Below are 23,889 nucleotides of genomic sequence, written 5' to 3' on the forward strand. Positions count from 1 at the left end.
TATTCTGTTTATATGGGTTTTGAAAATTTTGTGATTTACTTATCTTTATAGAGTAAAAGTTAGGATCGTATACTATTTTAGTCATGGTAAATATAGGAAATTACTTTCAATTTTATTTATTCAGGAATCATTAGCCCTTACTTTAATGCTGTGTGTATATTTTATAACTTGCAGGAGAGTTATTTACTAAAGAGTTGTATCTGGTTTTCTCCTTCATTATATCTGGGATAATCTCTCCTTTACGATATTCCTCTAGTGTGTCCCATTTATTTTCCATGTTTTGTCGGTGGATCTGTATCACCATTATGCAACGCATGATTTAACCCACTAACTATTGATTATATCTTTTACCTTTCATGCACACTCGAAAAACTAATCATTTTTTTTAAAAATAGTAATATCTTCTTTACCACCACTTTTAAACCCTACTTTTATAATATTTGGAGAGTCAGGAAATTTTTTGGAATCAAATAAAAGACAAAGTTTATCGGTTTCTATACTTCCACTAGCCTCAAAATATTTACAATAATATTTAATAAACTTACTATAAGTAGGTGTTGTCCTTGCAGATAAACTAACTTCTTTAGTTTTGTTATTTCTAATAATTATAAGAAATTCATAGAATGATTTATTTTTTTCTGTTGATTTATTTGTCTTAAATCTATATGATGTCCAAGCTTCAACAATTTCATATTCTTCTGAGTCAATAATAACTTTCTTTTTTGAAGAAACATATGTATTTTTTAGTAAATTATTTTTCTTAGCATCATTTATATTTTTTGCAGGACTTGCATAATCACTTATACCGAAAATCCCATCGCAAGAGTTCAATTGAAAAATCAGCAAAATCAACAATAGCTTTTTCATTTATTTAGTAAATTATAGTTTGTAAAATGAGAATTATAAAGTAGTGGTTGAATAAAGAAATTTACATTCGGGATAGGATATTTTAGTCCTAATCTTAAAATACTAGAAGTAAAAGAATTATTATACATTGCATTTAATCCCATTGATAGCACATCAGTACAACTGTTTCCTATTAAGTAATAGTTGCTTTTTGCAATAGCCTCTGCAGCAGTAATTCCTCTATTTATTTGTGAACGAGTTGCTCTATAAACACCTGTAATATCATACCTTTTGCCTTGATGATGTAGTGAATAATCATCATTAATAGCTTCAATACTTTTATAATCACCAATAGTATATGCACTTTTTCCATAAACTCCACCATTTTGTCCGCCTTCAGTACCATCTTTTGAAACATAATGTTGTGTTCCATCCTTATTTTCAAAAGCTAGTGCATCGTGACCAGCACCATTAGCGGCTTCATAGTCGTGAAGTGAGGTCACATCATACTTTTTAGCAAATCCTCCGTGCAACGCGTGATTGAGTCCACTCACCACTAACCCAGTTGTGGCACCCTGCCAGAAATTTCCACCAGTTAACGCGGCTCCGGTACCACCGGAAACCGAACCAAAGGCAATCATTCCGAGGTTGCCACCGCCGAGAATCCCGTTAAGCCCTTGTGTTTGAGGAACAAATTTTCCGGCTTCATTCGTATATCCGCTACCGCCATAAAAACTGGCTGCGACACTACTAATGGCCCCGGCAGCAAAACTAGATAAAAAATTACCACCCTGCATACTAGCCATACTACCCTGAAAGGTTCCGTGGGCGAGTGCCTGTGCCGTAATTCGTAAACCGACTTGCGTGATGGAACTCATCGCCTGTCCGATACCAAAAGTCACGACTCCGCTAATGGTACCAATGACAGCCGATTGGATAAGTCCCTCCGGTGTAAAGGGGACGTCAGTCAGTAATGCTGTTACCGTATAGGTTGTGGTAGCAATAGCAGCACTAATCAGAACAGCAGCAGCAAGTCCAATTATTTCCCCACTTGGATCGGTAAATTTTAAAGGGTTATTCCAGCAATAGCCATAACGGCTCTATAATCGAATTCGACGGACTCGAAATGTCCGTCTTTGATAGAAAGACGATAAATTATTGGATTATTAAAGTATTAAAATTTTGTTTTAAAAAAGTATACGATACCCGTTAAAACAGGATTTGACTTATATTCGGGCTAAAGTGACTGTTTGTCTTTTGTTGTTCGATACGTCTTTTAAGGCTGTGAAAAGTAAAAAGGGTTTGATTTTGTGTCCTATTTTAAAAAGAAGCTTTTTTAAAATAGAAAAGCATTCAATTATCTCATTATCTTTGGAAGTATGAAGATTGACCATCAAATTGCAAAAATATCGAGTTTTCAGCATCTGGAGCTTTTGGCCAACCAGATTGTAGAGGGCTTTATTTCCGGGATGCATAAAAGCCCGTTTCATGGATTTTCGGCCGAATTTGCCGAACATAAAGTCTATAATCCCGGTGAAAGTACCCGACATATTGACTGGAAGTTATTTGCTAAAACCGATCGTTTGTATACCAAGCGTTTCGAAGAAGAAACCAACCTGAGATGCCATCTGATTCTGGATAATTCCTCGTCCATGCATTACCCGGAGTTAGGAAAAGAACAGCTGTTTTACGAGAATAAGATCGGATTTTCGGTATTGGCGTCCGCGGTATTGATGAACCTGCTTAAAAAGCAGCGTGACGCCGTAGGATTAAGCGTTTATTCGGACACCTACGAATATTACGCGCCGGAAAAAGGTAGTGAACGCCATCACCGGATGTTGCTCAATGTACTGGAAAATGTTTTACAAGCGCCAAAATCGTCAAAAAATACCGATACCATCACCTTTTTGCATCAGATTGCAGAAAAAATTCATAGACGATCAATGGTGATTTTATTTACGGATATGTTTCAGGGAGAAGATGACGAACGTTTGTTTAAAGCCTTGCAACACCTAAAACACAATAAACATAAAGTGGTCTTGTTTCATATAATTGATAAAAAAACAGAATTTCGATTTGATTTTGACAATGCACCGCGGAAATTTATTGACCTTGAAACCGGAGAACAGATCAATCTTTTTGCCGAAAATGTTAAAAATGATTACGAAGAGCGGGTTCAGGATTACTTTACAAAAGTAGCAAATACCTGTACGCAGTATAAAATTAAGTATGTTCCGGTTTCGGTAGATGAAAAATTTGAAAAAATTATGACAACCTACCTTGTTGAAAAACAAAAGTTTGGATAAATACTTGAAATAAATTCTGAATTTTTTTTAGAAATTGTTTGGAGAAATGGAAAAGGGTTGTATATTTGCAACCGCAATAAAGCACTGGTTTGGTAGTTCAGTTGGTTAGAATACATGCCTGTCACGCATGGGGTCGCGGGTTCGAGTCCCGTCCAGACCGCCAGTAAAGAGGAAGCCTTTCGAAAAGAAAGGCTTTTTTGCCCTCTTAAAATATTTAAGATTAGTTGTGTTGTTTAGGTACGCAAGTACCAGGTTTAGTAGTTAGACCAATGAAAAGCTTTCCTATGTTTCTGAGTGCTCAGATTCGGGAGGGCTTTTTTGATTTTATACGTCTCAGTTATTGTAAATGCTGGTGTTCAAGGGGTTATAAAAAACATGATTTTTTCTTTAAAAAAAGTTTGCAAATCACTAAAAACGTTCTATATTTGCAACCGCAATAAAGCACTGGTTTGGTAGTTCAGTTGGTTAGAATACATGCCTGTCACGCATGGGGTCGCGGGTTCGAGTCCCGTCCAGACCGCCAGTAAAAAAAGCCTCTCATATCGAGAGGCTTTTTTATTTTATATGGGTTTACTTTGAAATGATTATTCGATATGAATAACACCTACAGCGATAGCCATCGCATTAATTTCCTTCCTGTGTAACTGAAAAGGTAGGAATTCCGGATTTTCGGAAACGGCCAAAATATGGTCATCGTCTTTTCCTTCCAAAACTCTTTTAATTAATATGCCTTGTGTGGTACTTATGATATAAATATGATTCCATTGTAGAAAGCTGTCAAGTGGAATTCTTTTGCAGGCGATCATATCGCCGCTATTGTATTTGGGAAGCATGGCATTTCCTTTTACGCTGACTAAGAAATCGACATCTTTAAAAGTTGGAATATGGTATTTTTCAAGAATATGTTCCGAAGCAATAAAAGCTTTGTATTTGATTTTGCTAAAAGCAGTTTCGGTGATCAATGGGATTAATGCTGCATTTTTGAGTGATATGCTGTCGAAACTAGCGTCGCTATGAGGTAATGGATAGCTGTTGTTGTTTTCGTTTGTAATGGCATTTGGATCGGAGTTATTGTATAGGTTGTCTTTTCGGAACATTTTTCCATTGCCCATTAGGAGCCATTCGGGTGAAATATCGGGAAAAGCTTTTAAAATGTTGTTTAGTGTATCGTCTTTCAGGCTTGCGGTTCGTTTAATCGCAGTCTGAATGGAATTGTTTGACATATGGATTTTCTTTTCAAAACCACTAATGGAAAGGCCGTAATACCGGATTATTTCTTTGACACGTTCTATAGGCTTCATATAAACAAGATTAAATTCAGGCAATGGTTTGTTTTGGAGGAGGGCTATTTTGTTTTGAATAAGCTAAAAATAGTAGTTTCCTTTAAGGAAACAAAGGTGTTAATATGTAAAGTTATAAAAAATAAATAAAACAGTTTGCTGCTGGTCAACGAATAACTTCTTTTTTAAGAATATAACATATGGTCATTTGAAGTGAAAAAAGGTGAGAATAAAAGTTTTCTTTTTTGAAACTTTCTACGTCAAAAGAATGGCTACTATGGTAATAGCGATAGTATTAATTTTCTTTTTGTGTAACTGAAAAGGTTGAAATTCCGGGTTCTCGGATACGATCTCAATAGGGTTGTCATCTTTTAAATCGCTAACACGTTTTATGGCAGTCTGAATGGAATTGTTGGACATTTGGATCTTTTTTTTAAAACACGGATGGAAAGATTGTGGTAGTAGATTATTTCTGTACTGCATTCTGTTGGTTTTATATAAGAATTGTTTTAAACGATATTCTTGCTTTTTTTAGAATATTGCTTTATATTTAGAATGAAGTTCGTATACGGGCTTTATTGTTTGAAGCAAAAAAATCAATATATAAAGTTATGGAAAAAAGCAAGTATAATAAATATAATGTTCTGGTAATTAACAGACTTTCAGAAAAATATGGATTTACAGGGTATTATATTCGACAGTGTCTAAGAGGAGATAGAAAAAATTTAACGGCTGATCAATTGAGAAAAGAGTATAATATGCTCAGTAAGGCTATTACGAAGTTGTTGAAAGAAAGCTAAATAGGTGAAAAAACATTGTGATAGGATTGATGCTATAAAATAAAAGGTGCTTTTATAGTGCGGATACGTTGTGGTTGCTCAGTTTTAATTTTATAAATATCAAAATGTTTTTTGTGATTTTAAAGTGTAAATTCAAAATAAATACATTAAAATGTAACAATTGTCTTTAAAAAGTGTATTTTTACCCTTTAAGTGTTAAATAATCTCATCAAGTGTTATATAATATTGCAGACTACATAGCTGTACAGCTATGAAACCTACAGTCTATGCAATAGACCGTTTATCCCCCCGGATTTCCTAAATAAAGGAATTGCATTTAAGAACATTTCTTCCCTCAAACCGATCGCGAAATGACTCCGATAAGTCCAAAGTTATTGTAGTCTGGTATAAAAACAACTTAGAGCTGATTTTGTATGAAGTGTTACCTTTTCTTTTTAGGGTTCCTTGGTTTTTTGCCGTTGGCTTATAGTCAGTCAAAAGAGGCGGAATTCGACAATATGTTTCAAAAAACATTGCGTTTGGATGCAATGGCTTCGCCGGAGGCATTAATCGAAGGAATAAAAGCAATTACGTATGCCGAACAAATCAACTATAAACCCGGAATTGTAAAAGGAACATTTTGGATCTGTGAACATTATATTCAAAATGGGAACGATGCTCAGGCCTTATTATTTGCTGTAAAGGCAGAAAAAAGTGATGCTTTTTCCGATGTTACTAACAGGGTCAAATTGAAACGTATCAAAGCCAAAAGCCTGATTCGGATGGGTTTTTACGAAGAAGCTGAAAAAACACTGAATGACGCTTTGTGTTATGTCATAAAACTACAGGAAAACAAACATAGTTGCTGGTTAAAAGGAGCAATTTATGCCGATATGGGGACTAATTATGCCGAAAATGAGGAAACGCAACATCGTGCAATAGAATACTATCAGAAAAGTCTGCAATTGTTTCAAAAAATGGATGACTCCGATCAGCTCAAATCACAATATACCTTTTGGGTATTGGTGAAAATAGCATCGTTATATAGAAGGCAACGCCAGCTGGCCAAAGCACAACAGTATTTAAAAAAAGCGACATCATATATCGATTTTCTGAAAAATGATATGGGAAAAGCAGAATATTTTTATAATCAGGGTATTGTTTGTAATGCCAACGATGATATAAAAAAAGCCAAACAATATTTCCAAAAAGCCCTGCAAATCGTAAAGCGGGAATGTAAAATAACCTGCAAAAAAGAACTGTATTATCAGCTGTTTAAAGTCTGTCAGAATTTGAATAACAAAGATAGCTGCCGCTATTACAGGCAACAATATATGTTGTATAGTGACAGTCTGCACCAAATGTATAAAAAAGATGCCAGTGTGGCGCTGCGTTTTTTTGAAGAAGAAAAACAATACGAAATAAAGGAACGCTCCTTTCATTATTTTTTGGGAGTACTCTTTTGTATGCTGATAATGCTTATTGGTAGCTCAAAATTATTCCGCGATCACAGGAAATTTAAAATATTAAAAAAAGAAAAAATAGCAATAGAGGAGCAATTGCTAAAAAGCGAAAGTAATCTGAACCTGTTAAAAAAGAAAAATAGTCCGTTAGCCAATACCACTATTGAACTTGATCGACTTGTTAGAGAAGGAAGTCCGGTTTTTCTGACAGAGTTTAAAAAACAATTTCCGGATTTTTACGATCGGTTGCTGCTGTATAATTTTGATATTGAGGTTGACATGAAGTTTTGTGCTTTGATGCGACTGGATTATACCACAGCACAAATGGCCGATTATACCAAAAGCTCGATCCGGGCAGTTGAATCAAAGAAATACAGAATCCGAAAAAAACTGGATATTCCACGGGATAAAAATATTTATGAATGGTTTCAGGAATTCTAAAATGAAAGAAATGAAAAAAGTGTTTTTATACTACATGATAATGGTGATGTCAGGATCTGCTTATGCTCAGGGTTATTCGAAAACACAAATTGATCAAATGATAGAAGAGATCAGTAAGAGGGCAAACAGTGAACCGGATAAAGTATTGCCGGCAAGTTTTGATTGTTATAATTATTCAAAAAATATTGGTTATAAAGAAGGGATGGCTAATAGTTTGTTGCTCACCGGTAAAGGCTTGTTGTCGTTGGGACAATACGATGCCGCTTTGGAATATGCCGCTAAAAGTGAGGCAATTGCAGGGAGGCAGCATTACAGTGAAATAATGTGTGAAGCCTGTCGGTTGGAAGCAGAATGCTATCGGTCGTTGGGAGTTGAATATCAGGTTTATAAAATGCTGCAAAAAGCCATGAGGTATACGGCAGATATTCAGGATCGAAATAAGCAATACCATGAAAGAGGATCTGTTTTTAGTGACATGGCACATTATTACGAACGAATGGAAAAGCAGGATTCGGCTTTGGTATATTATGAAAATAGCGATAATGTTTTTAGCATGATGAAAACCGGATACATCAAAAATAGGGAGCGTTCATTGGCGGCTTCCGGAATGGCTATGATTTGTATGGAGAAAGAACAATACGACCTGGCTGAGCTGTATCTTAAAAAAGCAGAAGATCTGGCTGGACATACAAACGGCACCGAAATGCAGTTGAAGATCTTTCGAAATAAAGGAAAACTTGAAGGGGCTAAAGGAAATAACGAAAAAGCTATTGCGTATTATAACGATGCGCTGATTTTGGCGAAACAATTGAAAAAAAAAGAAGTACAGGCGCTTATTTACCATAAGCTATCGTTGTTGTATGAAAAAACGGGAGAAGAAGAAAAAGCCATTCAGTGCTTTTTGGGGAGTCATAAAATAAGTGATCATCTGGAAAAAAACAAAATAAGTGTCCGGGAGTTACCGGTGAAATTAGTGGTTGAAAACACGGAACAACAATTTAAAAAAAATAGGACGGAAATTGTAGTAGCGCTGAGTTTTGGAATGCTCTTTATTTTGTTTTTAGTTGCGCGAATGATTTGGTATTATAAAAAAATGAAAGAAGGCCTATTGGCAATGAAACATACGGAAAACCAATTGAAACGTAAAAAAGCCTTTTTAGAAAAAGCAAAGCATATCGATGATGTAACGATCGAAAAAGTAGTGCAGTTAGGACTTAAAAATGACCCGCAGTTTTTAATACAGTTTGCCATTATACATCTGTCATTTTACGAACGGATGCTGGAGCTAAAACCATCCTTAAAAGAAGAAGAATTAAAAATAGGAGCCATGCGGAAATTAGGATTTTCTACAAAGGAAATCGCGATTATTACCGACGTCTCGGTACGGTCTGTGGAAGCACGGATATACCGGATCCGAAAAAAAATTAAAGAGGTTGTCGGCGAAGAAGAGCGACATTGGTTTGAAATGATATAATAAAAAGTATTGTTGAAGGATAAAATTGTTATAAATGTTTAAAGTGTGTTTTATTTTGATTTTTATGCTTTTATGTTTTTTATTTTTATATAAAATCGTAATAAAGTGTAAATATGATAAAAAAATATATGCTGTATTTACCGGTGCTTACCTTTGGCGCATTACAGGCGCAGGAATTTGTGATCCGGGAAATGCCAAGTCTGATGAACGTCCAATATAGTTCGGTAGCTTTTGCCGATGTAAATGGTGATGGTAATGCAGATTTGCTGCTGAGTGGTGCCGATGGCGGTTATGCCCTACGTTCCAATTTATATCTGAATGACGGACAGGGAAATTTTTCCGTATCCAACAATCCCGATTTAATGGTCATCCGGGAAGGTGCTACGGCCTTTGCCGATATCGATGGGGATGGCGATCAGGATTTACTGATTACCGGGATAACCGAAGTGGTAACGCCGGCCGGAAACTACGGAACCAGAGTAAAGTTGTACCGAAACAACGGAGCCGGTTTGTTTTCCGAAATTGCAAATCCGGGTTTGGAAGCCGTAAGTCAGAGTGCCGTCTTGTTCCGGGATATTGATAACGACGGTGATGTGGATCTGATTATGGCCGGACAAGGAGCGGGAGTGGCGGTTACTAATCTGTATCTTAACGATGGAAACGGCAATTTTACAGTAGCCAATGCCAATATACCTGCCAAAATGAATCTGATGTATTCGTCCATCGCAATGGCGGATATCGATAACGATGGCGATCCGGATTTGTTGCTAACCGGAATGGACGGAGCGGATAGTCAGATCAAAATGGCTTTATATAAAAACAATGGATTGGGCGTTTTTACCAAAGTAAATAACCCGGGAATTGAACCGATTTTTACCGGAGGAGCAGTTTTTGAAGATGTCGATAATGACGGAGATGTCGATCTGATGATGATGGGCGCAGATCCGTTATATGCAAAAGTTGGAAAATTATACCTAAACGACGGAAGCGGAAATTTTACATTAAAAGCGAATACCCCTTTTATCGGAGCGCAATACGGCGATGTGAAATTTGCCGATGTAAATAACGACGGTTTAAAAGATGTATTGATCACCGGATATAGAAACCCCAATACGCGTGCCGATTTATATATTAATAACGGAAATGCCGAATTTACAATGGCTACGGATATGCCTTTTATCGGAATGAATAACAGTGCGCTGGCTTTTGCAGATGTAGATAACGACAACGATATGGATCTGGTCATTACCGGTCAGAATTCGCCATTGGGAACCCTGACAAAATTATATATCAACCAAACCAATATGCTGTCGGTTGCTAATCCGAAGACGCAGGCTGTAAACATATATCCAAACCCGGCACAACATACGATTAACATACAAATCCCGGACGGAACGATGGTTGGTAAAATTGAAATATACGATAGCTTGGGGAAATTGGTCGTACAACAACAATCCGGACAATCGATAAGTGTTGAAAAATTATCCACGGGAGTATATACGGCTGTAATTTATACAGACAAAGGAATGCTAAGGCAGAAAATAGCCAAATATTAAAACCGGACAGGTTTAGTAGTAAATTTAAAACCAGATATCGCGATAATCCCATACTTTGGCCAGAAAAAGACCAAGGTAGACCATGCAAACCACAAACTTGATAAAAGTGGAAGCCAGGAAACCGATAAAAGAACCGGTAGCGGCTTTAACCGCCCGTTTGTGGTCTTTGTTGTCATAAATTAATTCGCCCACCAACGCGCCTACAAATGGCCCGATAATAAAACCCAGCGGAACTGGCGCAATAAGTCCAACGACCAACCCGATATTGGTTCCCCAAACACCATATTGGCTACCTCCAAATTTTTTGGTTCCTTTGGCGGGAATGACATAATCCAGTATAGCGACAGCAATTGCGACAAATAGTGTTATTCCCAAAATCCAATAGCTAAACGGGATGCCTTTGGTGAAGTAAAGTAATAACAATCCGACCCAACTAATCGGTGGTCCGGGTAAAACAGGAAGAAAACTACCGAGTATCCCAACCAGCATACAGATGAAACCCGTTATTAGTAAGAAGTATTCCATAATTTTTTTAGTACTTTTGACGACTTAAAGTTACGATTTATCATTGTAAGAAAGAACAACGGGATTTATAAACCGGTTTTAAGAAACAAAAAAATGAAAAAATACGGGCTCTTATTCTTTATATTAGTTGCGATCACTTCCTGTCAGTTTGCTGATAAAAAAGTACAATCGGAAGACGATTTGCTACAAAAAGAACTCAAAAAGATCGACTGGAAAAAAGTAGATGCTTTCCCAACCATCGATGCCTGTGAAGCGATTTCCGATGAAACCCAGCGGCGCCAATGTTTTTTTGAATACCTCACGCAGACCATTCAGGAAAAACTCAATATCGATACACTGGCGGTTTTATACCCCGAAATCGATACTATTGCGGTAAAAGTAACCGTATTTCCGGATGCGACAATCAAATTTGAACCGCAGTTTCCAAAAGACAGTGTGGCCTACGATAAAGTAAAAATAGACAGTATTCTACACAGCCGTCTGGTCGATTTTCCAAAGATCAATCCGGCGATAAAAAGAGGTATTCCGGTAAAAACACAATTTATACTTCCGGTTATTTTGAACGTGGAGAAGTAAATCGCCTCCCTTTCCACGAATAGGAACCACTAAGGGAAAATAAGGCAACAGCAACCGAAAAGAACGGATAGATAATACTACTGATCAATACGGAAGTCATTTTCATACGTAGCAAACGATTCGTTTGCCACATCAATATCCAGTCGACAGTAAATTTTAGAAGTGTAAAAGCCAACGGAAATAACCAGCTTATTTGCTCCGTAATGGCCAGTGCAACTACCGCCAACAGGCAGCAATTGGCCAGGAATACGATAATAGCCAGGCCTTTTGAAAAATCCGATTGATAAGCTCCGGATTTCGAAGCCCAACGTACATGTTGCAGAAAAACTGCTTTCCAGCTTTTTAGCGGTTTGGTTTGCACGATGGCGGCTTTGGTTTTCAGATAAAAAACCTTTTCCGGATCGTGTGCGATGGCTTTTTGTAATAAAAAAACATCATCGCCACTGGCAATATTCGTATTTCCTTTAAAACCATCGAGTTCGGGAAACAAACGACGATCGTAAGCCAGATGGGCACCATTACACATAAAGGCCTCGTTAAGTCCGAAACTGCCCAAAGTAGCGCCTTGTAAACTCAACAGATCCATTTGTTGGAAATGGGACAAGAATCCGGGATCTTTTCGCAGATTAACCGCTCCGGCGATCATTCCGGGGTTTTGTTGTTGAACGCAGTTGTCCAAGGTTGACAACCATTGCGAAGGAACGCAGCAGTCCGCATCGGTAGTTACAATCCAATCTTTTTTTGAAATGGAAACCGCACGTGTAATGGCATCTTTTTTCGGCGCATTAGTGGTACGGACATTGTCCAATATCGTCACATGAAAAGCGGTGTGTTCCATTCGCCAGTTATTGATCAGGCGAACGGATTCGTCTTCGGATGCATCGTCCACAAAAATAATTTCAAACAATTCTTTCGGATAATCCAATGTGACAAATGACGCTAATAAGTCCGGTAAATTCGTAGCCTCATTCCGGAAAGGAACCACAATCGAAAAAGAAGTTTGTGCTGTTTTAGAGCTACCATCAAAGGATTTTACTTTTGAAGAGCCGTAGATGAGTAAGCCGATAAAAAGCGCATAATCGATAAAAATCAGGCAAAAAAGGAGGATTAGGATTTCCATTGGGATTTAAAATTTAAAACAAAATAACTACCGATAACAACCGGAAGTACCACGTTTAAAAACCACATCAAGGTACTAATAAAAACGACAATCCATTCGTTCACACCCAATAAACCAAAAAAATACAACGCCACACTACCTTTTACCGCAAAATCCAGAAACTGAAACGTAGGAAGCGATGACGCCAGAAAATAAACACTGGTTATGGTCGCCATTAGTAAGGCATACGGCAGATTAACGTCGAATATAAGGAATAGAATATAATATTGGTGCGAAAAAACCAGATAACGACCAATGGCCAGTACTACATTTTTTCGATGTACGGATTTTGGAATTTCGTTTATTTTATGGATCAGTTTTTCAATAGAATAGCCTTTGAGGGTAATGCGTTTTGCCAAAAAAAGAACCAGGAATAAGACCAGTAGCGAACCGAACAGTATCAACACGGTTTGCGTCGTGATTACCTGAAAAGAAGCATTAAAATAAAGCAATCCGAAAAGCCCGAAAATCACGGTTAAAACCATCTGAATTCCATTACAGATCAGATTCAGAAATACAATTTTTTTAGTCTGCGATTTTTCAAAAAATAACGCTTTTCCGGCATATTCTCCGATACCGTTTGGTGTAAAAATAGCAGCTGTTAACGCGCCTAAAACCTGTTTTGAGGCTTCGCCAACGGAAACCGGACGGATTACGGAAACCAGATTCTGCCACTTTAAAATCTCCAGAAAACGATTTAAAAACGTAAGTAAGAGGATAAGGGCAATACTGCCAAAAGACTGTTTACTTTTTATTAAAGTGATGAATTTATCCCAGTCGAGTTGGTCATTTTGCAGCAATTGTTTGTAAATAAAATAAAAAGCGGCGCCTACAATCAAAAGTTTGACTACAAGAACGAGGAATTGTTTAGCTTTGTGGGATACAGAAATCATCGCTGCAAAATAACAAATTAAAATTGGCAAACGAACGCATCATATTAGGAATTGATCCCGGAACCACAATCATGGGATTCGGTTTGATAAAGGTTATCAATAAAAAAATGGAATTTCTGCAATTAAACGAATTGCAATTATCCAAATACGATGATCATTACACCAAACTACGAATCATTTTTGAGCGTACCATCGAGCTGATCGAAACCCATCATCCGGACGAAATCGCGATCGAAGCACCGTTTTTTGGAAAAAACGTCCAATCGATGTTAAAACTCGGACGGGCGCAGGGTGTGGCGATGGCAGCTGGTTTGTCCCGTCAGATTCCGATCACGGAATACGAACCAAAAAAAATCAAAATGGCCATAACCGGAAATGGAAATGCGAGTAAGGAACAGGTGGCTAAAATGCTACAACAACTGTTGGGATTAAAAGAATTACCGAAAAATCTGGATAGTACCGATGGTTTGGCGGCTGCAGTTTGTCATTTTTTTAACTCCGGAAAAGTGACCGTTGGTAAAAGTTATTCCGGTTGGGATGCTTTTGTAAAACAAAATGAAGATCGGGTAAAAAAATAACATTCGTTTTGGCAGGAATTTATATTCACATACCGTTTTGTAAGCAGGCGTGTCACTACTGCGATTTTCATTTTTCGACTTCTTTAAAAAAAAAGGACGAAATGATCGCGGCATTGGTTCGCGAACTGCAACTGCGACAAAAAGAGTTAGGTAATGAACCGGTGGAAACGATTTACTTTGGCGGAGGAACGCCAAGTATTTTGCCAATAACCGATATTCGTTTAGTAATCGATACGATCTACAAACTTTTTACCGTGGCCGACAACCCGGAGATTACGGTAGAGGCCAATCCCGACGACTTATCGGAAGAACGGATTATCGCTTTGTCGCAAAACGGAATCAACCGGTTAAGTATCGGAATCCAATCGTTTTTTGAACAGGATCTGAAATTGATGAACCGGGCGCATAATGCAACCGAAGCTTTGAAATGCCTTCAGATTGCGACACAGTATTTCGATAATATTTCAATAGATCTGATTTACGGAACACCGGGAATGGACAATCAGCGTTGGCTTGAAAACATTCAACAGGCGTTGGATTTGGGGATTCCGCATATTTCGAGTTATGCCTTAACCGTCGAACCCAAAACCGCTTTACAACAATTTATCAAAAAAGGCATTGTGCCACAACCGGACGATGCCGTAGCACACGAGCAGTTTTTATTGTTGGTTGATCAGTTGGAAGCAAGCGGATTTGTACACTACGAATTGTCCAATTTTGGAAAGGAAAACTACTTTTCGCGAAATAATTCGGCCTACTGGTTGGGAAAAAAATACCTTGGAATTGGTCCTTCGGCACATAGTTATGATGGTATCCATCGCAGTTGGAATATTGCGAACAATACGGTGTATATCAAAACCATCGCAGAAGACAAACTGCCGTTGGAAATCGAAGAATTAACACCAACCGATAGGTATAACGAATATGTGATGACCGGATTGCGAACCATCTGGGGCGTATCGATTGACCGTATTGAAGCCGAATTTGGCCCGGTTTATAAAGACTATCTTTTACAGGAAGCACAGCAATATCAGGATAGTGGAAAACTGGAACTGAAAAACAACATACTGCGAACAACCCGTGAAGGAAAATTCTTTAGTGACGGTATCGCGAGTGATCTGTTTTTTGTGGATTAAAAATACCGCTTAAAAAGGATTGTCCGGAAGTCAAATCCTGAGGGAAAAGGTTTATATTTGAAGATATAAATGACCTTAATCAGAACCATGAAAGCCATAATCCATCATAAAAATCGGGATTTTGAAGTCAATTTAGCACAACCTATCGACATTTCAATACCATTAACCAATACGGATCAGAACCCGATTGCCTGGTATATCGAAAAACCGGTAATCGAGCCGGTGCGTTTCGGCGATTGGATCGGAAAAGTTAGCGAAGGAAAATCATCGACCAATTTCAACAATATCTTTTTTAATCCGCACGGACATGGTACGCATACCGAATGTTTGGGGCATATTACCCGCGATTTTTACAGTATTAATCAGTCGTTGCAACAATTTTTCTTTATCGCCGAATTGGTTTCCATACAACCGGAACAACAAGGAGAGGATCGGGTAATTACAAAAGCGCAAATTGTAACGGCATTGGCGGATAAAAAGCCGGAAGCGATCGTAATCCGTACACTTCCGAATGCTACCGAAAAAAAATCCCATAACTATTCGAATACCAATCCACCTTATCTGGACGAAGCAGCCGCGACTTTTATCCGCGAAATAGGAATCGAACATTTATTGATCGATTTGCCAAGTGTCGACAAAGAACATGACGAAGGGAAACTATTGGCGCATAAAGCGTTCTGGAATGTGACAGATGTTGCTACACTGAATGCAGATGCCCGAACAAATGCGACGATTACGGAAATGATCTTTGTAATGGATACTATTTTTGATGGAAGTTACCTGCTAAATATACAAATCGCCTCTTTTGAGAACGATGCATCGCCAAGTAAACCAATACTGTATAAGATACAATGAAAAAACTAGTACAACTCGAAGAACTGGCTCAGTTTTTGGCGGGATTACTGCTGTTTTTGCAACTGGATTTTGCCTGGTGGTGGTTCCCATTACTGCTATTGGTTCCCGATTTATCAATGTTAGGGTATCTGTTTGGGAATAAAATAGGTGCCTGGAGTTATAATTTCGCACATCATAAGGCGGTAGCCATTATAGTCTATTTTATAGGAGTTTATACTGTAAATAAAAATCTGGAACTGGCTGGAATCATTTTGTTTTGTCATTCCAGTATGGATCGGGTTTTTGGCTATGGTTTAAAGTATATCGAAGGCTTTTCGAAAACACATTTGGGAATAATAGGAAAACATAAAACACAATAAAATGGATATACAGGCGTATTATGAGTATTGTTTGTCTAAAAAAGGCGTAACCGAACATTTTCCTTTCGATGAAGATACGCTGGTGTTTAAAGTAGGCGGAAAAATGTTTGCGCTTTCATCGTTAAAAGAATGGGAAAATGGAAGTCCGTCGATAAATTTAAAATGTGATCCGGAAAGGGCACAAGAATTGCGGGGACAATATGACGATATCAAACCGGGATATCATATGAGTAAAATACACTGGAATACCGTTACGGTAAACGGCGAATTACCGGATAAATTTGTCAGAGAACTGATCGCGCATTCGTATGATCTGATCTTTAACAGTCTGACAAAGAAAATACAAAGTGAAATTAATCAGTCCGAAAATTAGAAAAATTCAAAAGGACTTTGCAATTTTGTATTCCGAAAAATGAAACCAAATAAAACAGCATTACGCTGAAAGGATAACAATATGAAAGATCAAATTAAAAAGTTTTTAAACGAAGACCAGGATCCGAAAGCCATTGAGAAAATTACATCCAAATTACAGGATTTGCTGATGCGAAATGAAGAGGTAGGCTATATCGGCGTACAAAAAAAACCGGCGATCACCGTATTTCCGGACAGTATTGTACTGACGAACAAACGCATCATTATGTGTCGTCCGAAAAACCTGGGACTATCGATGGATTTTGTAGATTATAATTGGTATGATATCGCCGGAGCATTTGTAAAAGAAAATATTTTGGGTTCCGAATTCTCCTTTTCGACCAAAAGTGACCTGACGATCTCCATTGATTATATTCCAAAAACACAGGCGCGAAAATTATATACGTTTGCAAAAGAACAAATGGACGCCTTAAAAGAACCGGTAAATCCGGTACAAGCGGCGCCAGTGGTGGAACCAACACCAGTTGCGGAACCATTTGTAGAAGAAGTGGAAGTTGAAGAAGTAACCAGCTTCGCCGAAATAATGCCGGCTACTCCGGTTAGTTATCAGGAACCGGTTGTCGAAACGCCGGCACCGACACAAACGGCATCGGGTGATAAAAAATTAAGCGAGCTGACCAAAGAGGAGCTTTTTGAAAAACTTCAGAATTATAAAAAACTATTGGACAACGGACTGATTCTTCAGGGAGAATATGATACGTTGAAAAAAGAGATTTTAACCTATATGTAAAAATGATATAGTATGGAAAAAGGTAAAGACGTAGAAGCATTGATTCCACATCGGGCTCCGTTTCTGTTTGTAGATGAAATTCTTTCGGTAAGCGAAAAAGAAATCATTGGCGTGTATACTTTTAAAAAAGATACGGATGTATTTATAAAAGGTAGTTTTCCCGAAATCGAGTTTGTACCGGGAACGATACTTATCGAATCGATGGCACAATGCGGAGGCGCCGGCGTACGGTTATTAGGTGTTTCAAAAGGCGTTTTTGCCCTCGCACAGATCGAAAGTGCCCAGTTCTTTAAAGGCGTAACCTATGACGAACAGGTGCGATACGAAATTGCGATACAACGGATGAGCGAGAAAATCATCAAGCAATCCGGAATCGCTTATGTGGGCGATGCCAAAGTAGTAGAAGCTTCCTGGATGTCCATTCGGATTGATTCGGCCCAATAAAATAAAAAAGCTCCGTTACTAACGGAGCTTTTTTATTAGAGTGCTTTTTTCTGTTTTTCCGAAAAATTGTCGGCCTGCATTTCCAGCAATTCGATAGCCTTTTTCTTTTTGTATTCGTAGAGTTCGCGATCCTGTCGTATTTCAGCATACACATCGTCATAAATACCGGCATCGGTAGTGCGTTGCAATTCCCGTTGGTAATTGTTTTGTTCCAACAGCGTTTTAAGCGCCATTTCGGAATCTTCCAGTTTAAAATCGTATTCGCTTTTGGCGGCCAATAACTTCGCAATAATGGGTGACGTTTCGATTGCTAAAAACAACAGCATAATAAAAATTGAAGGCAGACTTGGTAGTTTGTTCAGTGCATTAATACGCGCCATCAAACCGTCGAAACCATCGATTACCGGTTGGGTATCGCTCACTTTTTTATCCAAATCGGCCTGTAAAGTCTTTGCTTTGGCTTCTTTTTCGGTGATCTTGGGCAGATTTACTTTCCGCAACGTATCCAATTCTTTTAAAGCCGCATCGTGTTTATCGCGTTTTTCTTTGTAAACCGGACCTTTACCTAGCTTTAAGGTTCCTTTGGTTCCTTCGGCTTCGGTGATGTAGGTTGAATAAAGATCGTTAACCTCTTTTTCTTTTTTAAGAATATCCGCTTTCAAGCCGTCAATTTCTGCCTTGTTTTTGGCTAAATCCGTTTGAAAATAATTGGAAACCTCCTTTTTGTTAGCCAATGCCATGGCATTTTTCTCTTTAAGCAACACGGTATTGATCTCCTTTTCGAATATTTTAATTTCAAGTGGTTTGGAGATAACAATAGCGATGATCATTGCCAGAATAATCCGTGGTGTTGCCTGTAGGAACTCGCTCCAGAAGCGATCGCGTTTCCGAATGGTAGAAACGATAAAACGATCCAGATTAAAAATAAGTAAACCCCAGACAATACCGAAGAAAACAGCCGTATACACATTGTCGAAAACGGTATACAGTGCGTAGGCACTTGCGATAAAAGCCATAACGGCAGTGAAAAATACGGTAGCTCCGATCCCGGCGTATTTGTTTTGTTCCCCGTTACTACAGGAGTCGAGGAGGTTTTTGTCTGCGCCGGAGCACAGCATAAAAAAACGTTTTAACATGATTGATGATTTTGATTGATGATGATGCAAATTTAACGCCAAAAAAGATATAATAGTGTAAAAGCTTGATATATTTTGGATTAAAGGTGAAAGTGACGTTGTAAAGAGCCGAAAAGACTACCGATTATTTGCGGCAGATAAAAACAAATGCAGGTGGGATGTTGAAAAAAGTAAAGCGGGTTTTTACTTTTGAGAAAACAGATTTTAGTTTCGATTGTAATTTTAAAGAATATTGAAACTGTATAAAAGCACCGGATTCCGAAAGGCAATATTTTGAGTTGATCAATATATTATGAACCATATTTTCCGGTAATACGGTAAGTGGGAGTGATGATACGATAAAATCGGCATGCGAACAATGATACTGGCGTAAATACGATTCGATTTTTTCGGCACTGTCGTTGATCACAATCAGACGGGGATCGTTGATTTGTTTTAAAGCTTCGGAAAACTCTTTGTTGACTTCAAAAACGAGTAATTTTCCTTCCGGATGTAGTCGTTCCAATAGTTTTAAGGTGAAAATACCAGTACCCGGACCATACTCTACGATACAACGCGCGGTTTTAAATCGGATCGGGCGTAGCATTTTTTTAGCCAAAAAGGAGGAACTCGGTGACAAAGCACCAATAGTTCCTCCTGATTTCAGGACTTCGGATATAAATTTTTTGTCCAAAGTAATATGTTGTAAATGTTCTATTTACTCAGTTCGGTAAAATATTTGTAGAACAATGGAATGGTTTCGATTCCTTTCAGGTAATTAAATACACCGAAATGCTCGTTTGGCGAATGGATGGCATCGCTATCCAATCCGAATCCCATTAAAATTGTTTTACTTTTCAATTCTTTTTCGAATAAAGCTACAATTGGAATACTTCCGCCGGAACGTACCGGAATCGGTTGTACGCCAAACGTATCGTTATACGCTTTGGCTGCCGCCTGATAACCAATACTGTCGATCGGTGTTACATAACCTTGTCCGCCGTGGTGTGGTTTTACAACAACTTTAACGGATTTAGGAGCAATGCTTTCGAAATGCTTCTGGAATAATTCGGTAATTTCTTTCCAATCCTGATTCGGTACCAAACGCATCGATATTTTGGCATGCGCCTTACTGGCGATAACGGTTTTAGCGCCTTCGCCGGTATACCCGCCCCAGATTCCGTTTACATCCAATGTTGGACGGATGGAATTTCGTTCGTTGGTTACATAACCGGTTTCTCCGTAAACATCGTCAATATCCAAAGCTTTTTTATAATTATCCAATGAAAAAGGTGCTTTTGCCATTTCGGCTCTTTCTTCGGTCGAAAGTTCCTGTACCTTATCATAGAATCCCGGAATGGTAATATGATTGTTTTCATCGTGAAGAGAAGCAATCATTTTGGCTAATATATTGATAGGATTGGCTACGGCTCCACCGTATAATCCGGAATGTAAATCGCGGTTTGGTCCGGTTACTTCCACTTCCACATAACTCAAACCTCTAAGGCCGGTTGTGATGGAAGGTTGTGTATTGGAAATCATCCCTGTATCGGAAATCAGAATTACGTCGTTGGCCAGTTTTTCCTGGTTGCGTTCTACAAACCATCCTAAGCTGGCAGAACCTACTTCTTCTTCACCTTCGATCATGAATTTAACGTTACACGGAAGTGTATTGGTTTGTACCATATACTCCAATGCTTTTACGTGCATGTACATCTGACCTTTATCGTCGCAGGCACCGCGGGCAAAAATAGCACCGTCGGGATGTAATTCAGTTGTTTTGATCACCGGTTCGAACGGAGGAGAAGTCCATAATTCGATCGGATCGGCTGGTTGTACGTCATAATGTCCGTATACTAAAACGGTAGGTAATTTCGGATCGATGATTTTTTCACCGTATACAATAGGGTAGCCCGGCGTTTCGCAAAGCTCTACAAAATCGCATCCGGCTTTTTCAAGACTTGCTTTAACGGCATTGGCAGTATCGATAACATCTTGGGAGTAAGCACTGTCGGCACTTACGGAAGGAATTTTTAATAAGTCAACTAATTCGTTTATAAAACGTTCTTTATTTTCCTGAACGTATTGTTTAATAGTATCCATTTATAATGCTAATATGATGAAAGCCAAATGTACAAAAAAAACTATCAAAATTTTTTTCATTTTTTTCTTGGATGGTAAGAAGTAATGCGTATATTTGCACCCACAATAACAAAGCAATTACGCTTTACGAAGTTGTCCTGCGGGTGTGGTGAAATTGGTAGACACGCCAGACTTAGGATCTGGTGCCTTCGGTGTGTAGGTTCGAGTCCTATCACCCGCACAAAAGCCTCTGAGAAATCAGAGGCTTTTTTTTATGCAAAAAAACTAGTACCTTGATAGGTGATGTCTGTTGAAAATATGTGCGTTAAGCATTTCTTACTTTGCTTTTTATTCGACTCCGTTTCGAGCTGTGATAAATAGCTGTAATCCTTTACATCGGTCGTAACGTATTACTGTAGGTAATTTTATACGGATTTTTGGTTTCGGCATTGTCTTTCATCACATAAATAAATTTGTATTGCTTTGCTTTTTTAGGCTCGATAATCACTTCTTTATTGCTCATTTTATCGGTAATTGTAGTAGCGAATGTATTGTCGATTCGCAGCGAATGTGCAATTCCATTTCCCAGATTGGTGATCGTGGTACCTTTATAAAGGGTTTTCTTTTCGTTTGAGATGGTCACCAGCTCACCTTTAAAGCCTTTTGTCAGAATAAGAACCGAAAAGTTTTCACCATTGGCATTCATATCGGACAAGAATTGCTTTTTCTGACTCTCGGAAACCGAACGGAAATCGTCGCGATATTGTACATTAGAAGTGCTGCACATCGTAAATAATAAGGTAAAAAGAAATAGGACAATCGTTCTCATAAAATCAAAATCAAAGGTTCATACTATAAAAGTAACGGGTTAAAAGGCAATTCTATTATATCTTTGCAGGATTAAATCTAATCGGAACCGGATATGATTCATAAAATAGGGCATAGAGGTGCTAAAGGTTTTCTGGCAGAAAATACGTTGGAATCGTTTAGCAAAGCACTGGATTTGGGTGCCAATGCGATCGAATTGGATGTGCATATTTGTGCCACCGGCGAAATTGTGGTAATCCATGATTTTACGGTCGACCGAACAACAAACGGTTTCGGAGAAGTACATCAGCTATCCCTTTCGGAATTAAAAAAGCTAAAGGTTGAAGCATTGTACACAATTCCTTTATTGGAAGAAGTATTGGATTTAGTAGCTGGAAAATGTTGGGTTAATGTAGAATTAAAAGGACATGGAACAGCCGAACCTGTCGCCGAATTAATACAACACTATGTGACCGAAAAAGGTTGGCGCTATAAGGATTTTGTAGTTTCCAGTTTCCAGAAAGAAGAATTAAAAAGAATAAAAAAAATAAACCCTGAAATTCCAATTGGAATACTCACGCAGGCCAGTGTAGAACAAGCGATTCATTGGGCAGAACAATTGTCGGCCCAGGCGATTCACCCGCATTTTTCATTGCTAACCGAAGACAACTGTAAGGAAGCACAAGCAAAAGGATATGCGATTTTTACCTGGACTGTTAATGAAGAAGATGATATCCGACGCGTAAAAGCATTGGGTGTTAACGGTGTCATTTCCGATTATCCGAATAGATTATGAATGCAAACTACGATGTTATCATTATAGGTGGTGGTGCGGCCGGATTTTTTACGGCTATCAACATTGCCGAAAACAATTCGAAACTAAAAATTGCCATTCTCGAGCGTGGTAAAGACGTGCTTTCTAAAGTTCGTGTTTCCGGCGGCGGGCGCTGTAATGTAACGCATGCCTGCTTTATTCCGAATGAACTGGTTAAATTTTATCCAAGAGGTGAAAAAGAACTAAAAGGACCTTTTCATCAGTTTTGTTCGGGCGATACGATCGAGTGGTTCGAACGCCATGGGGTGGAACTGAAAATCGAAGACGATGGAAGAATGTTTCCGGTAACCGATAGTTCGCAAACCATAATCGACTGTTTTCAACAGGCTGTGAAAAAACTGGGAATTGATGTATTGACTGGACAAAGTGTACAATCGCTTTTTCGAGGGGAAGACTATTGGAAAGTCGAAACGACACGCGACACGTTTAAAGCGTCAAAAATAGTAATGGCAACGGGTAGCAATCCAAAAATGTGGGAAATGATGGAAATCTTAGGGCATTCCATTGTGCCACCGGTACCGTCTCTTTTTACTTTTAATATTAAGGATCCCAGAATTAAGGATTTGATGGGAGTTTCGGCTCAGGCGACTGTCAAAGTAAAAGGCAGTAGGTTACAGGCTTCCGGTCCTTTATTGATCACACATTGGGGAATGAGTGGTCCCGGAATCTTACGACTTTCAGCCTGGGGCGCCCGCGAATTATTTGCTAAAAATTACCAGTTTGTTCTACAGGTAAACTGGTTAAATGATCTCGATTTTGAAGAAACGGCTGAACTACTTCGTGAACTCAAAATTGAACACGCTAAAAAGCTAATTACAAAAAAATCACCATTTGATTTCCCGAACCGTTTATGGGAAAGTCTTGTATTGGCTTCCGGAATTACGGAAGCAACCAAATGGGCCGATTTGTCCCGTAAGCAACTGGATAATCTTACCGAACAATTGGTAAACGGTCAGTATCATGTAAACGGGAAAAGCACCTTTAAAGAAGAATTTGTAACCGCCGGAGGAGTCGATTTAAAAGAGATTAATTTTAAAACGATGGAAAGTAAAATCCTGCCCGATTTGTATTTTGCAGGTGAAATTCTGGATATAGATGCGATTACTGGAGGGTTTAATTTTCAAAATGCCTGGACTGGCGGATTTCTTGTGGCTAAAAACTTCTCAAATTGACATTTTAATAATCAAAATTGTGAGAATTATTTTTATTTTTAACACA

Annotated in this window: 26 protein-coding genes and 3 tRNA genes; 18 read left to right on the top strand and 11 right to left on the bottom strand. The window is 38.4% G+C overall.

The features are described from left to right. Positions 1–372: 372 nt before the first annotated feature. Together AAFN64_RS01855 and AAFN64_RS01860 are read right to left on the bottom strand one after the other, a co-directional pair. Positions 373–867 carry a hypothetical protein gene (locus AAFN64_RS01855; protein WP_347759097.1) on the bottom strand — a complete coding sequence of 165 codons (495 nt, stop codon included), beginning with the start codon at positions 865–867 and terminating at the stop codon, positions 373–375. Continuing rightward, on the bottom strand, positions 864–1,724 hold the full coding sequence (locus AAFN64_RS01860; protein WP_347759098.1) for a hypothetical protein: 861 nt from the start codon (positions 1,722–1,724) through the stop codon (positions 864–866). Before AAFN64_RS01860 ends, AAFN64_RS01855 begins: the two co-directional genes overlap by 4 nt. Before the next feature lie 501 nt (positions 1,725–2,225). Here AAFN64_RS01860 and AAFN64_RS01865 point away from each other — a divergent pair. From AAFN64_RS01865 to AAFN64_RS01875, 3 genes are all read left to right on the top strand, one after another. Continuing rightward, a complete protein-coding gene (locus tag AAFN64_RS01865) occupies positions 2,226–3,152 on the top strand; it encodes a DUF58 domain-containing protein (RefSeq protein ID WP_347759099.1) in 927 nt (308 codons plus the stop codon). Between the two features lie 86 nt (positions 3,153–3,238). Next, positions 3,239–3,315, top strand: a tRNA-Asp gene (locus AAFN64_RS01870). 283 nt (positions 3,316–3,598) lie between these two features. Further along, positions 3,599–3,675, top strand: a tRNA-Asp gene (locus AAFN64_RS01875). A 61-nt stretch (positions 3,676–3,736) separates the two neighbouring features. Here the strand turns inward: AAFN64_RS01875 and AAFN64_RS01880 are convergent. Continuing rightward, positions 3,737–4,453, bottom strand: a complete 717-nt coding sequence (locus tag AAFN64_RS01880; RefSeq protein WP_347759100.1) for a S24 family peptidase — start codon at positions 4,451–4,453, stop codon at positions 3,737–3,739. 234 nt (positions 4,454–4,687) lie between these two features. Further along, positions 4,688–4,852, bottom strand: coding sequence for a hypothetical protein (locus AAFN64_RS01885; protein WP_347759101.1), 165 nt, complete (start codon positions 4,850–4,852; stop codon positions 4,688–4,690). A gap of 191 nt (positions 4,853–5,043) precedes the next feature. Here AAFN64_RS01885 and AAFN64_RS01890 point away from each other — a divergent pair, with 191 nt between their 5' ends. The 4 genes from AAFN64_RS01890 (at position 5,044) to AAFN64_RS01905 (ending at position 10,145) form a co-directional block, all read left to right on the top strand. Further along, on the top strand, positions 5,044–5,232 hold the full coding sequence (locus tag AAFN64_RS01890; RefSeq protein ID WP_300485696.1) for a hypothetical protein: 189 nt from the start codon (positions 5,044–5,046) through the stop codon (positions 5,230–5,232). 413 nt (positions 5,233–5,645) lie between these two features. Next, entirely contained in the window at positions 5,646–7,115 is a 1,470-nt protein-coding gene (locus AAFN64_RS01895; RefSeq protein WP_347759102.1) for a tetratricopeptide repeat protein, read from the top strand. A gap of 10 nt (positions 7,116–7,125) precedes the next feature. Continuing rightward, complete coding sequence (locus AAFN64_RS01900) at positions 7,126–8,589, top strand: tetratricopeptide repeat protein (RefSeq protein ID WP_347759103.1); 1,464 nt, start codon at positions 7,126–7,128, stop codon at positions 8,587–8,589. A 113-nt stretch (positions 8,590–8,702) separates the two neighbouring features. Then, on the top strand, positions 8,703–10,145 hold the full coding sequence (locus AAFN64_RS01905) for a T9SS type A sorting domain-containing protein (protein WP_347759104.1): 1,443 nt from the start codon (positions 8,703–8,705) through the stop codon (positions 10,143–10,145). Between the two features lie 24 nt (positions 10,146–10,169). On the opposite strand, the gene AAFN64_RS01910 is transcribed toward AAFN64_RS01905, so the two are convergent. Further along, complete coding sequence (locus AAFN64_RS01910; protein WP_300485704.1) at positions 10,170–10,670, bottom strand: DUF456 domain-containing protein; 501 nt, start codon at positions 10,668–10,670, stop codon at positions 10,170–10,172. A 93-nt stretch (positions 10,671–10,763) separates the two neighbouring features. On the opposite strand from AAFN64_RS01910, the gene AAFN64_RS01915 reads away from it, so the two are divergent. Then, positions 10,764–11,246, top strand: a complete 483-nt coding sequence (locus tag AAFN64_RS01915) for a hypothetical protein (protein ID WP_347759105.1) — start codon at positions 10,764–10,766, stop codon at positions 11,244–11,246. Here AAFN64_RS01915 and AAFN64_RS01920 read toward each other — a convergent pair. Together AAFN64_RS01920 and AAFN64_RS01925 are read right to left on the bottom strand one after the other, a co-directional pair. Then, positions 11,224–12,366, bottom strand: coding sequence for a glycosyltransferase (locus AAFN64_RS01920; RefSeq protein ID WP_347759106.1), 1,143 nt, complete (start codon positions 12,364–12,366; stop codon positions 11,224–11,226). The two genes, AAFN64_RS01915 and AAFN64_RS01920, sit on opposite strands and share 23 nt — an antisense overlap. After that, on the bottom strand, positions 12,354–13,298 hold the full coding sequence (locus AAFN64_RS01925) for a hypothetical protein (RefSeq protein ID WP_347759887.1): 945 nt from the start codon (positions 13,296–13,298) through the stop codon (positions 12,354–12,356). Before AAFN64_RS01925 ends, AAFN64_RS01920 begins: the two co-directional genes overlap by 13 nt. A gap of 23 nt (positions 13,299–13,321) precedes the next feature. On the opposite strand from AAFN64_RS01925, the gene ruvC reads away from it, so the two are divergent. The 7 genes from ruvC to AAFN64_RS01960 all read left to right on the top strand — a co-directional run bounded on the left by ruvC (position 13,322) and on the right by AAFN64_RS01960 (position 17,832). After that, a complete protein-coding gene (gene ruvC / locus AAFN64_RS01930) occupies positions 13,322–13,876 on the top strand; it encodes a crossover junction endodeoxyribonuclease RuvC (protein ID WP_136402086.1) in 555 nt (184 codons plus the stop codon). Positions 13,877–13,884: 8 nt separating this feature from the next. Then, a complete protein-coding gene (gene hemW, locus AAFN64_RS01935; protein ID WP_347759107.1) occupies positions 13,885–15,012 on the top strand; it encodes a radical SAM family heme chaperone HemW in 1,128 nt (375 codons plus the stop codon). Positions 15,013–15,099: 87 nt separating this feature from the next. After that, complete coding sequence (locus tag AAFN64_RS01940; protein ID WP_347759108.1) at positions 15,100–15,867, top strand: cyclase family protein; 768 nt, start codon at positions 15,100–15,102, stop codon at positions 15,865–15,867. After that, complete coding sequence (locus AAFN64_RS01945; protein WP_300485713.1) at positions 15,864–16,226, top strand: DUF4260 domain-containing protein; 363 nt, start codon at positions 15,864–15,866, stop codon at positions 16,224–16,226. The genes AAFN64_RS01940 and AAFN64_RS01945 overlap by 4 nt, the downstream gene beginning before the upstream one ends. 1 nt (position 16,227) lies before the next feature. Further along, positions 16,228–16,599 (top strand): MmcQ/YjbR family DNA-binding protein, encoded by a 372-nt coding sequence (locus AAFN64_RS01950; RefSeq protein WP_136402089.1) that lies wholly within the window; start codon positions 16,228–16,230, stop codon positions 16,597–16,599. An 81-nt stretch (positions 16,600–16,680) separates the two neighbouring features. After that, positions 16,681–17,388, top strand: coding sequence for a PH domain-containing protein (locus AAFN64_RS01955; protein ID WP_347759109.1), 708 nt, complete (start codon positions 16,681–16,683; stop codon positions 17,386–17,388). Between the two features lie 12 nt (positions 17,389–17,400). After that, positions 17,401–17,832 (top strand): beta-hydroxyacyl-ACP dehydratase, encoded by a 432-nt coding sequence (locus tag AAFN64_RS01960; RefSeq protein ID WP_300485718.1) that lies wholly within the window; start codon positions 17,401–17,403, stop codon positions 17,830–17,832. Between the two features lie 35 nt (positions 17,833–17,867). Here AAFN64_RS01960 and AAFN64_RS01965 read toward each other — a convergent pair whose 3' ends face one another. The 3 genes from AAFN64_RS01965 to AAFN64_RS01975 all read right to left on the bottom strand — a co-directional run bounded on the left by AAFN64_RS01965 (position 17,868) and on the right by AAFN64_RS01975 (position 21,050). Further along, positions 17,868–18,968 carry a DUF4407 domain-containing protein gene (locus tag AAFN64_RS01965; RefSeq protein WP_347759110.1) on the bottom strand — a complete coding sequence of 367 codons (1,101 nt, stop codon included), beginning with the start codon at positions 18,966–18,968 and terminating at the stop codon, positions 17,868–17,870. A gap of 124 nt (positions 18,969–19,092) precedes the next feature. After that, positions 19,093–19,641: an rRNA adenine N-6-methyltransferase family protein gene (locus AAFN64_RS01970; RefSeq protein ID WP_347759111.1), complete on the bottom strand. Its 549-nt coding sequence runs from the start codon at positions 19,639–19,641 to the stop codon at positions 19,093–19,095. Between the two features lie 20 nt (positions 19,642–19,661). Then, complete coding sequence (locus AAFN64_RS01975) at positions 19,662–21,050, bottom strand: dipeptidase (RefSeq protein ID WP_300485724.1); 1,389 nt, start codon at positions 21,048–21,050, stop codon at positions 19,662–19,664. A 139-nt stretch (positions 21,051–21,189) separates the two neighbouring features. Here AAFN64_RS01975 and AAFN64_RS01980 point away from each other — a divergent pair. Beyond that, positions 21,190–21,270, top strand: a tRNA-Leu gene (locus AAFN64_RS01980). Positions 21,271–21,420: 150 nt separating this feature from the next. Here AAFN64_RS01980 and AAFN64_RS01985 read toward each other — a convergent pair. Then, positions 21,421–21,858, bottom strand: coding sequence for a hypothetical protein (locus AAFN64_RS01985; RefSeq protein WP_300485726.1), 438 nt, complete (start codon positions 21,856–21,858; stop codon positions 21,421–21,423). 93 nt (positions 21,859–21,951) lie between these two features. On the opposite strand from AAFN64_RS01985, the gene AAFN64_RS01990 reads away from it, so the two are divergent. Both AAFN64_RS01990 and AAFN64_RS01995 read left to right on the top strand, forming a co-directional pair. Further along, a complete protein-coding gene (locus AAFN64_RS01990) occupies positions 21,952–22,632 on the top strand; it encodes a glycerophosphodiester phosphodiesterase family protein (RefSeq protein WP_347759112.1) in 681 nt (226 codons plus the stop codon). Next, a complete protein-coding gene (locus tag AAFN64_RS01995) occupies positions 22,629–23,843 on the top strand; it encodes an NAD(P)/FAD-dependent oxidoreductase (protein WP_347759113.1) in 1,215 nt (404 codons plus the stop codon). Before AAFN64_RS01990 ends, AAFN64_RS01995 begins: the two co-directional genes overlap by 4 nt. The last annotated feature ends 46 nt before the right edge of the window (positions 23,844–23,889 follow it).

The sequence above is a fragment of the Flavobacterium sp. CAU 1735 genome, from assembly GCF_039888695.1.
Taxonomy (GTDB): domain Bacteria; phylum Bacteroidota; class Bacteroidia; order Flavobacteriales; family Flavobacteriaceae; genus Flavobacterium.

Excerpts from the sequence above, each read along its gene's own strand:
- AAFN64_RS01855 (WP_347759097.1), bottom strand. The coding sequence starts at position 867 with ATGAAAAAGCTATTGTTGATTTTGCTGATTTTTCAATTGAACTCTTGC.
- AAFN64_RS01860 (WP_347759098.1), bottom strand. The coding sequence starts at position 1,724 with ATGAGTTCCATCACGCAAGTCGGTTTACGAATTACGGCACAGGCACTC.
- AAFN64_RS01865 (WP_347759099.1), top strand. The coding sequence starts at position 2,226 with ATGAAGATTGACCATCAAATTGCAAAAATATCGAGTTTTCAGCATCTG.
- AAFN64_RS01880 (WP_347759100.1), bottom strand. The coding sequence starts at position 4,453 with ATGAAGCCTATAGAACGTGTCAAAGAAATAATCCGGTATTACGGCCTT.
- AAFN64_RS01885 (WP_347759101.1), bottom strand. The coding sequence starts at position 4,852 with ATGTCCAACAATTCCATTCAGACTGCCATAAAACGTGTTAGCGATTTA.
- AAFN64_RS01890 (WP_300485696.1), top strand. The coding sequence starts at position 5,044 with ATGGAAAAAAGCAAGTATAATAAATATAATGTTCTGGTAATTAACAGA.
- AAFN64_RS01895 (WP_347759102.1), top strand. The coding sequence starts at position 5,646 with ATGAAGTGTTACCTTTTCTTTTTAGGGTTCCTTGGTTTTTTGCCGTTG.
- AAFN64_RS01900 (WP_347759103.1), top strand. The coding sequence starts at position 7,126 with ATGAAAAAAGTGTTTTTATACTACATGATAATGGTGATGTCAGGATCT.
- AAFN64_RS01905 (WP_347759104.1), top strand. The coding sequence starts at position 8,703 with ATGATAAAAAAATATATGCTGTATTTACCGGTGCTTACCTTTGGCGCA.
- AAFN64_RS01910 (WP_300485704.1), bottom strand. The coding sequence starts at position 10,670 with ATGGAATACTTCTTACTAATAACGGGTTTCATCTGTATGCTGGTTGGG.
- AAFN64_RS01915 (WP_347759105.1), top strand. The coding sequence starts at position 10,764 with ATGAAAAAATACGGGCTCTTATTCTTTATATTAGTTGCGATCACTTCC.
- AAFN64_RS01920 (WP_347759106.1), bottom strand. The coding sequence starts at position 12,366 with ATGGAAATCCTAATCCTCCTTTTTTGCCTGATTTTTATCGATTATGCG.
- AAFN64_RS01925 (WP_347759887.1), bottom strand. The coding sequence starts at position 13,298 with ATGATTTCTGTATCCCACAAAGCTAAACAATTCCTCGTTCTTGTAGTC.
- AAFN64_RS01940 (WP_347759108.1), top strand. The coding sequence starts at position 15,100 with ATGAAAGCCATAATCCATCATAAAAATCGGGATTTTGAAGTCAATTTA.
- AAFN64_RS01945 (WP_300485713.1), top strand. The coding sequence starts at position 15,864 with ATGAAAAAACTAGTACAACTCGAAGAACTGGCTCAGTTTTTGGCGGGA.
- AAFN64_RS01950 (WP_136402089.1), top strand. The coding sequence starts at position 16,228 with ATGGATATACAGGCGTATTATGAGTATTGTTTGTCTAAAAAAGGCGTA.
- AAFN64_RS01955 (WP_347759109.1), top strand. The coding sequence starts at position 16,681 with ATGAAAGATCAAATTAAAAAGTTTTTAAACGAAGACCAGGATCCGAAA.
- AAFN64_RS01960 (WP_300485718.1), top strand. The coding sequence starts at position 17,401 with ATGGAAAAAGGTAAAGACGTAGAAGCATTGATTCCACATCGGGCTCCG.
- AAFN64_RS01965 (WP_347759110.1), bottom strand. The coding sequence starts at position 18,968 with ATGTTAAAACGTTTTTTTATGCTGTGCTCCGGCGCAGACAAAAACCTC.
- AAFN64_RS01975 (WP_300485724.1), bottom strand. The coding sequence starts at position 21,050 with ATGGATACTATTAAACAATACGTTCAGGAAAATAAAGAACGTTTTATA.
- AAFN64_RS01985 (WP_300485726.1), bottom strand. The coding sequence starts at position 21,858 with ATGAGAACGATTGTCCTATTTCTTTTTACCTTATTATTTACGATGTGC.
- AAFN64_RS01990 (WP_347759112.1), top strand. The coding sequence starts at position 21,952 with ATGATTCATAAAATAGGGCATAGAGGTGCTAAAGGTTTTCTGGCAGAA.
- AAFN64_RS01995 (WP_347759113.1), top strand. The coding sequence starts at position 22,629 with ATGAATGCAAACTACGATGTTATCATTATAGGTGGTGGTGCGGCCGGA.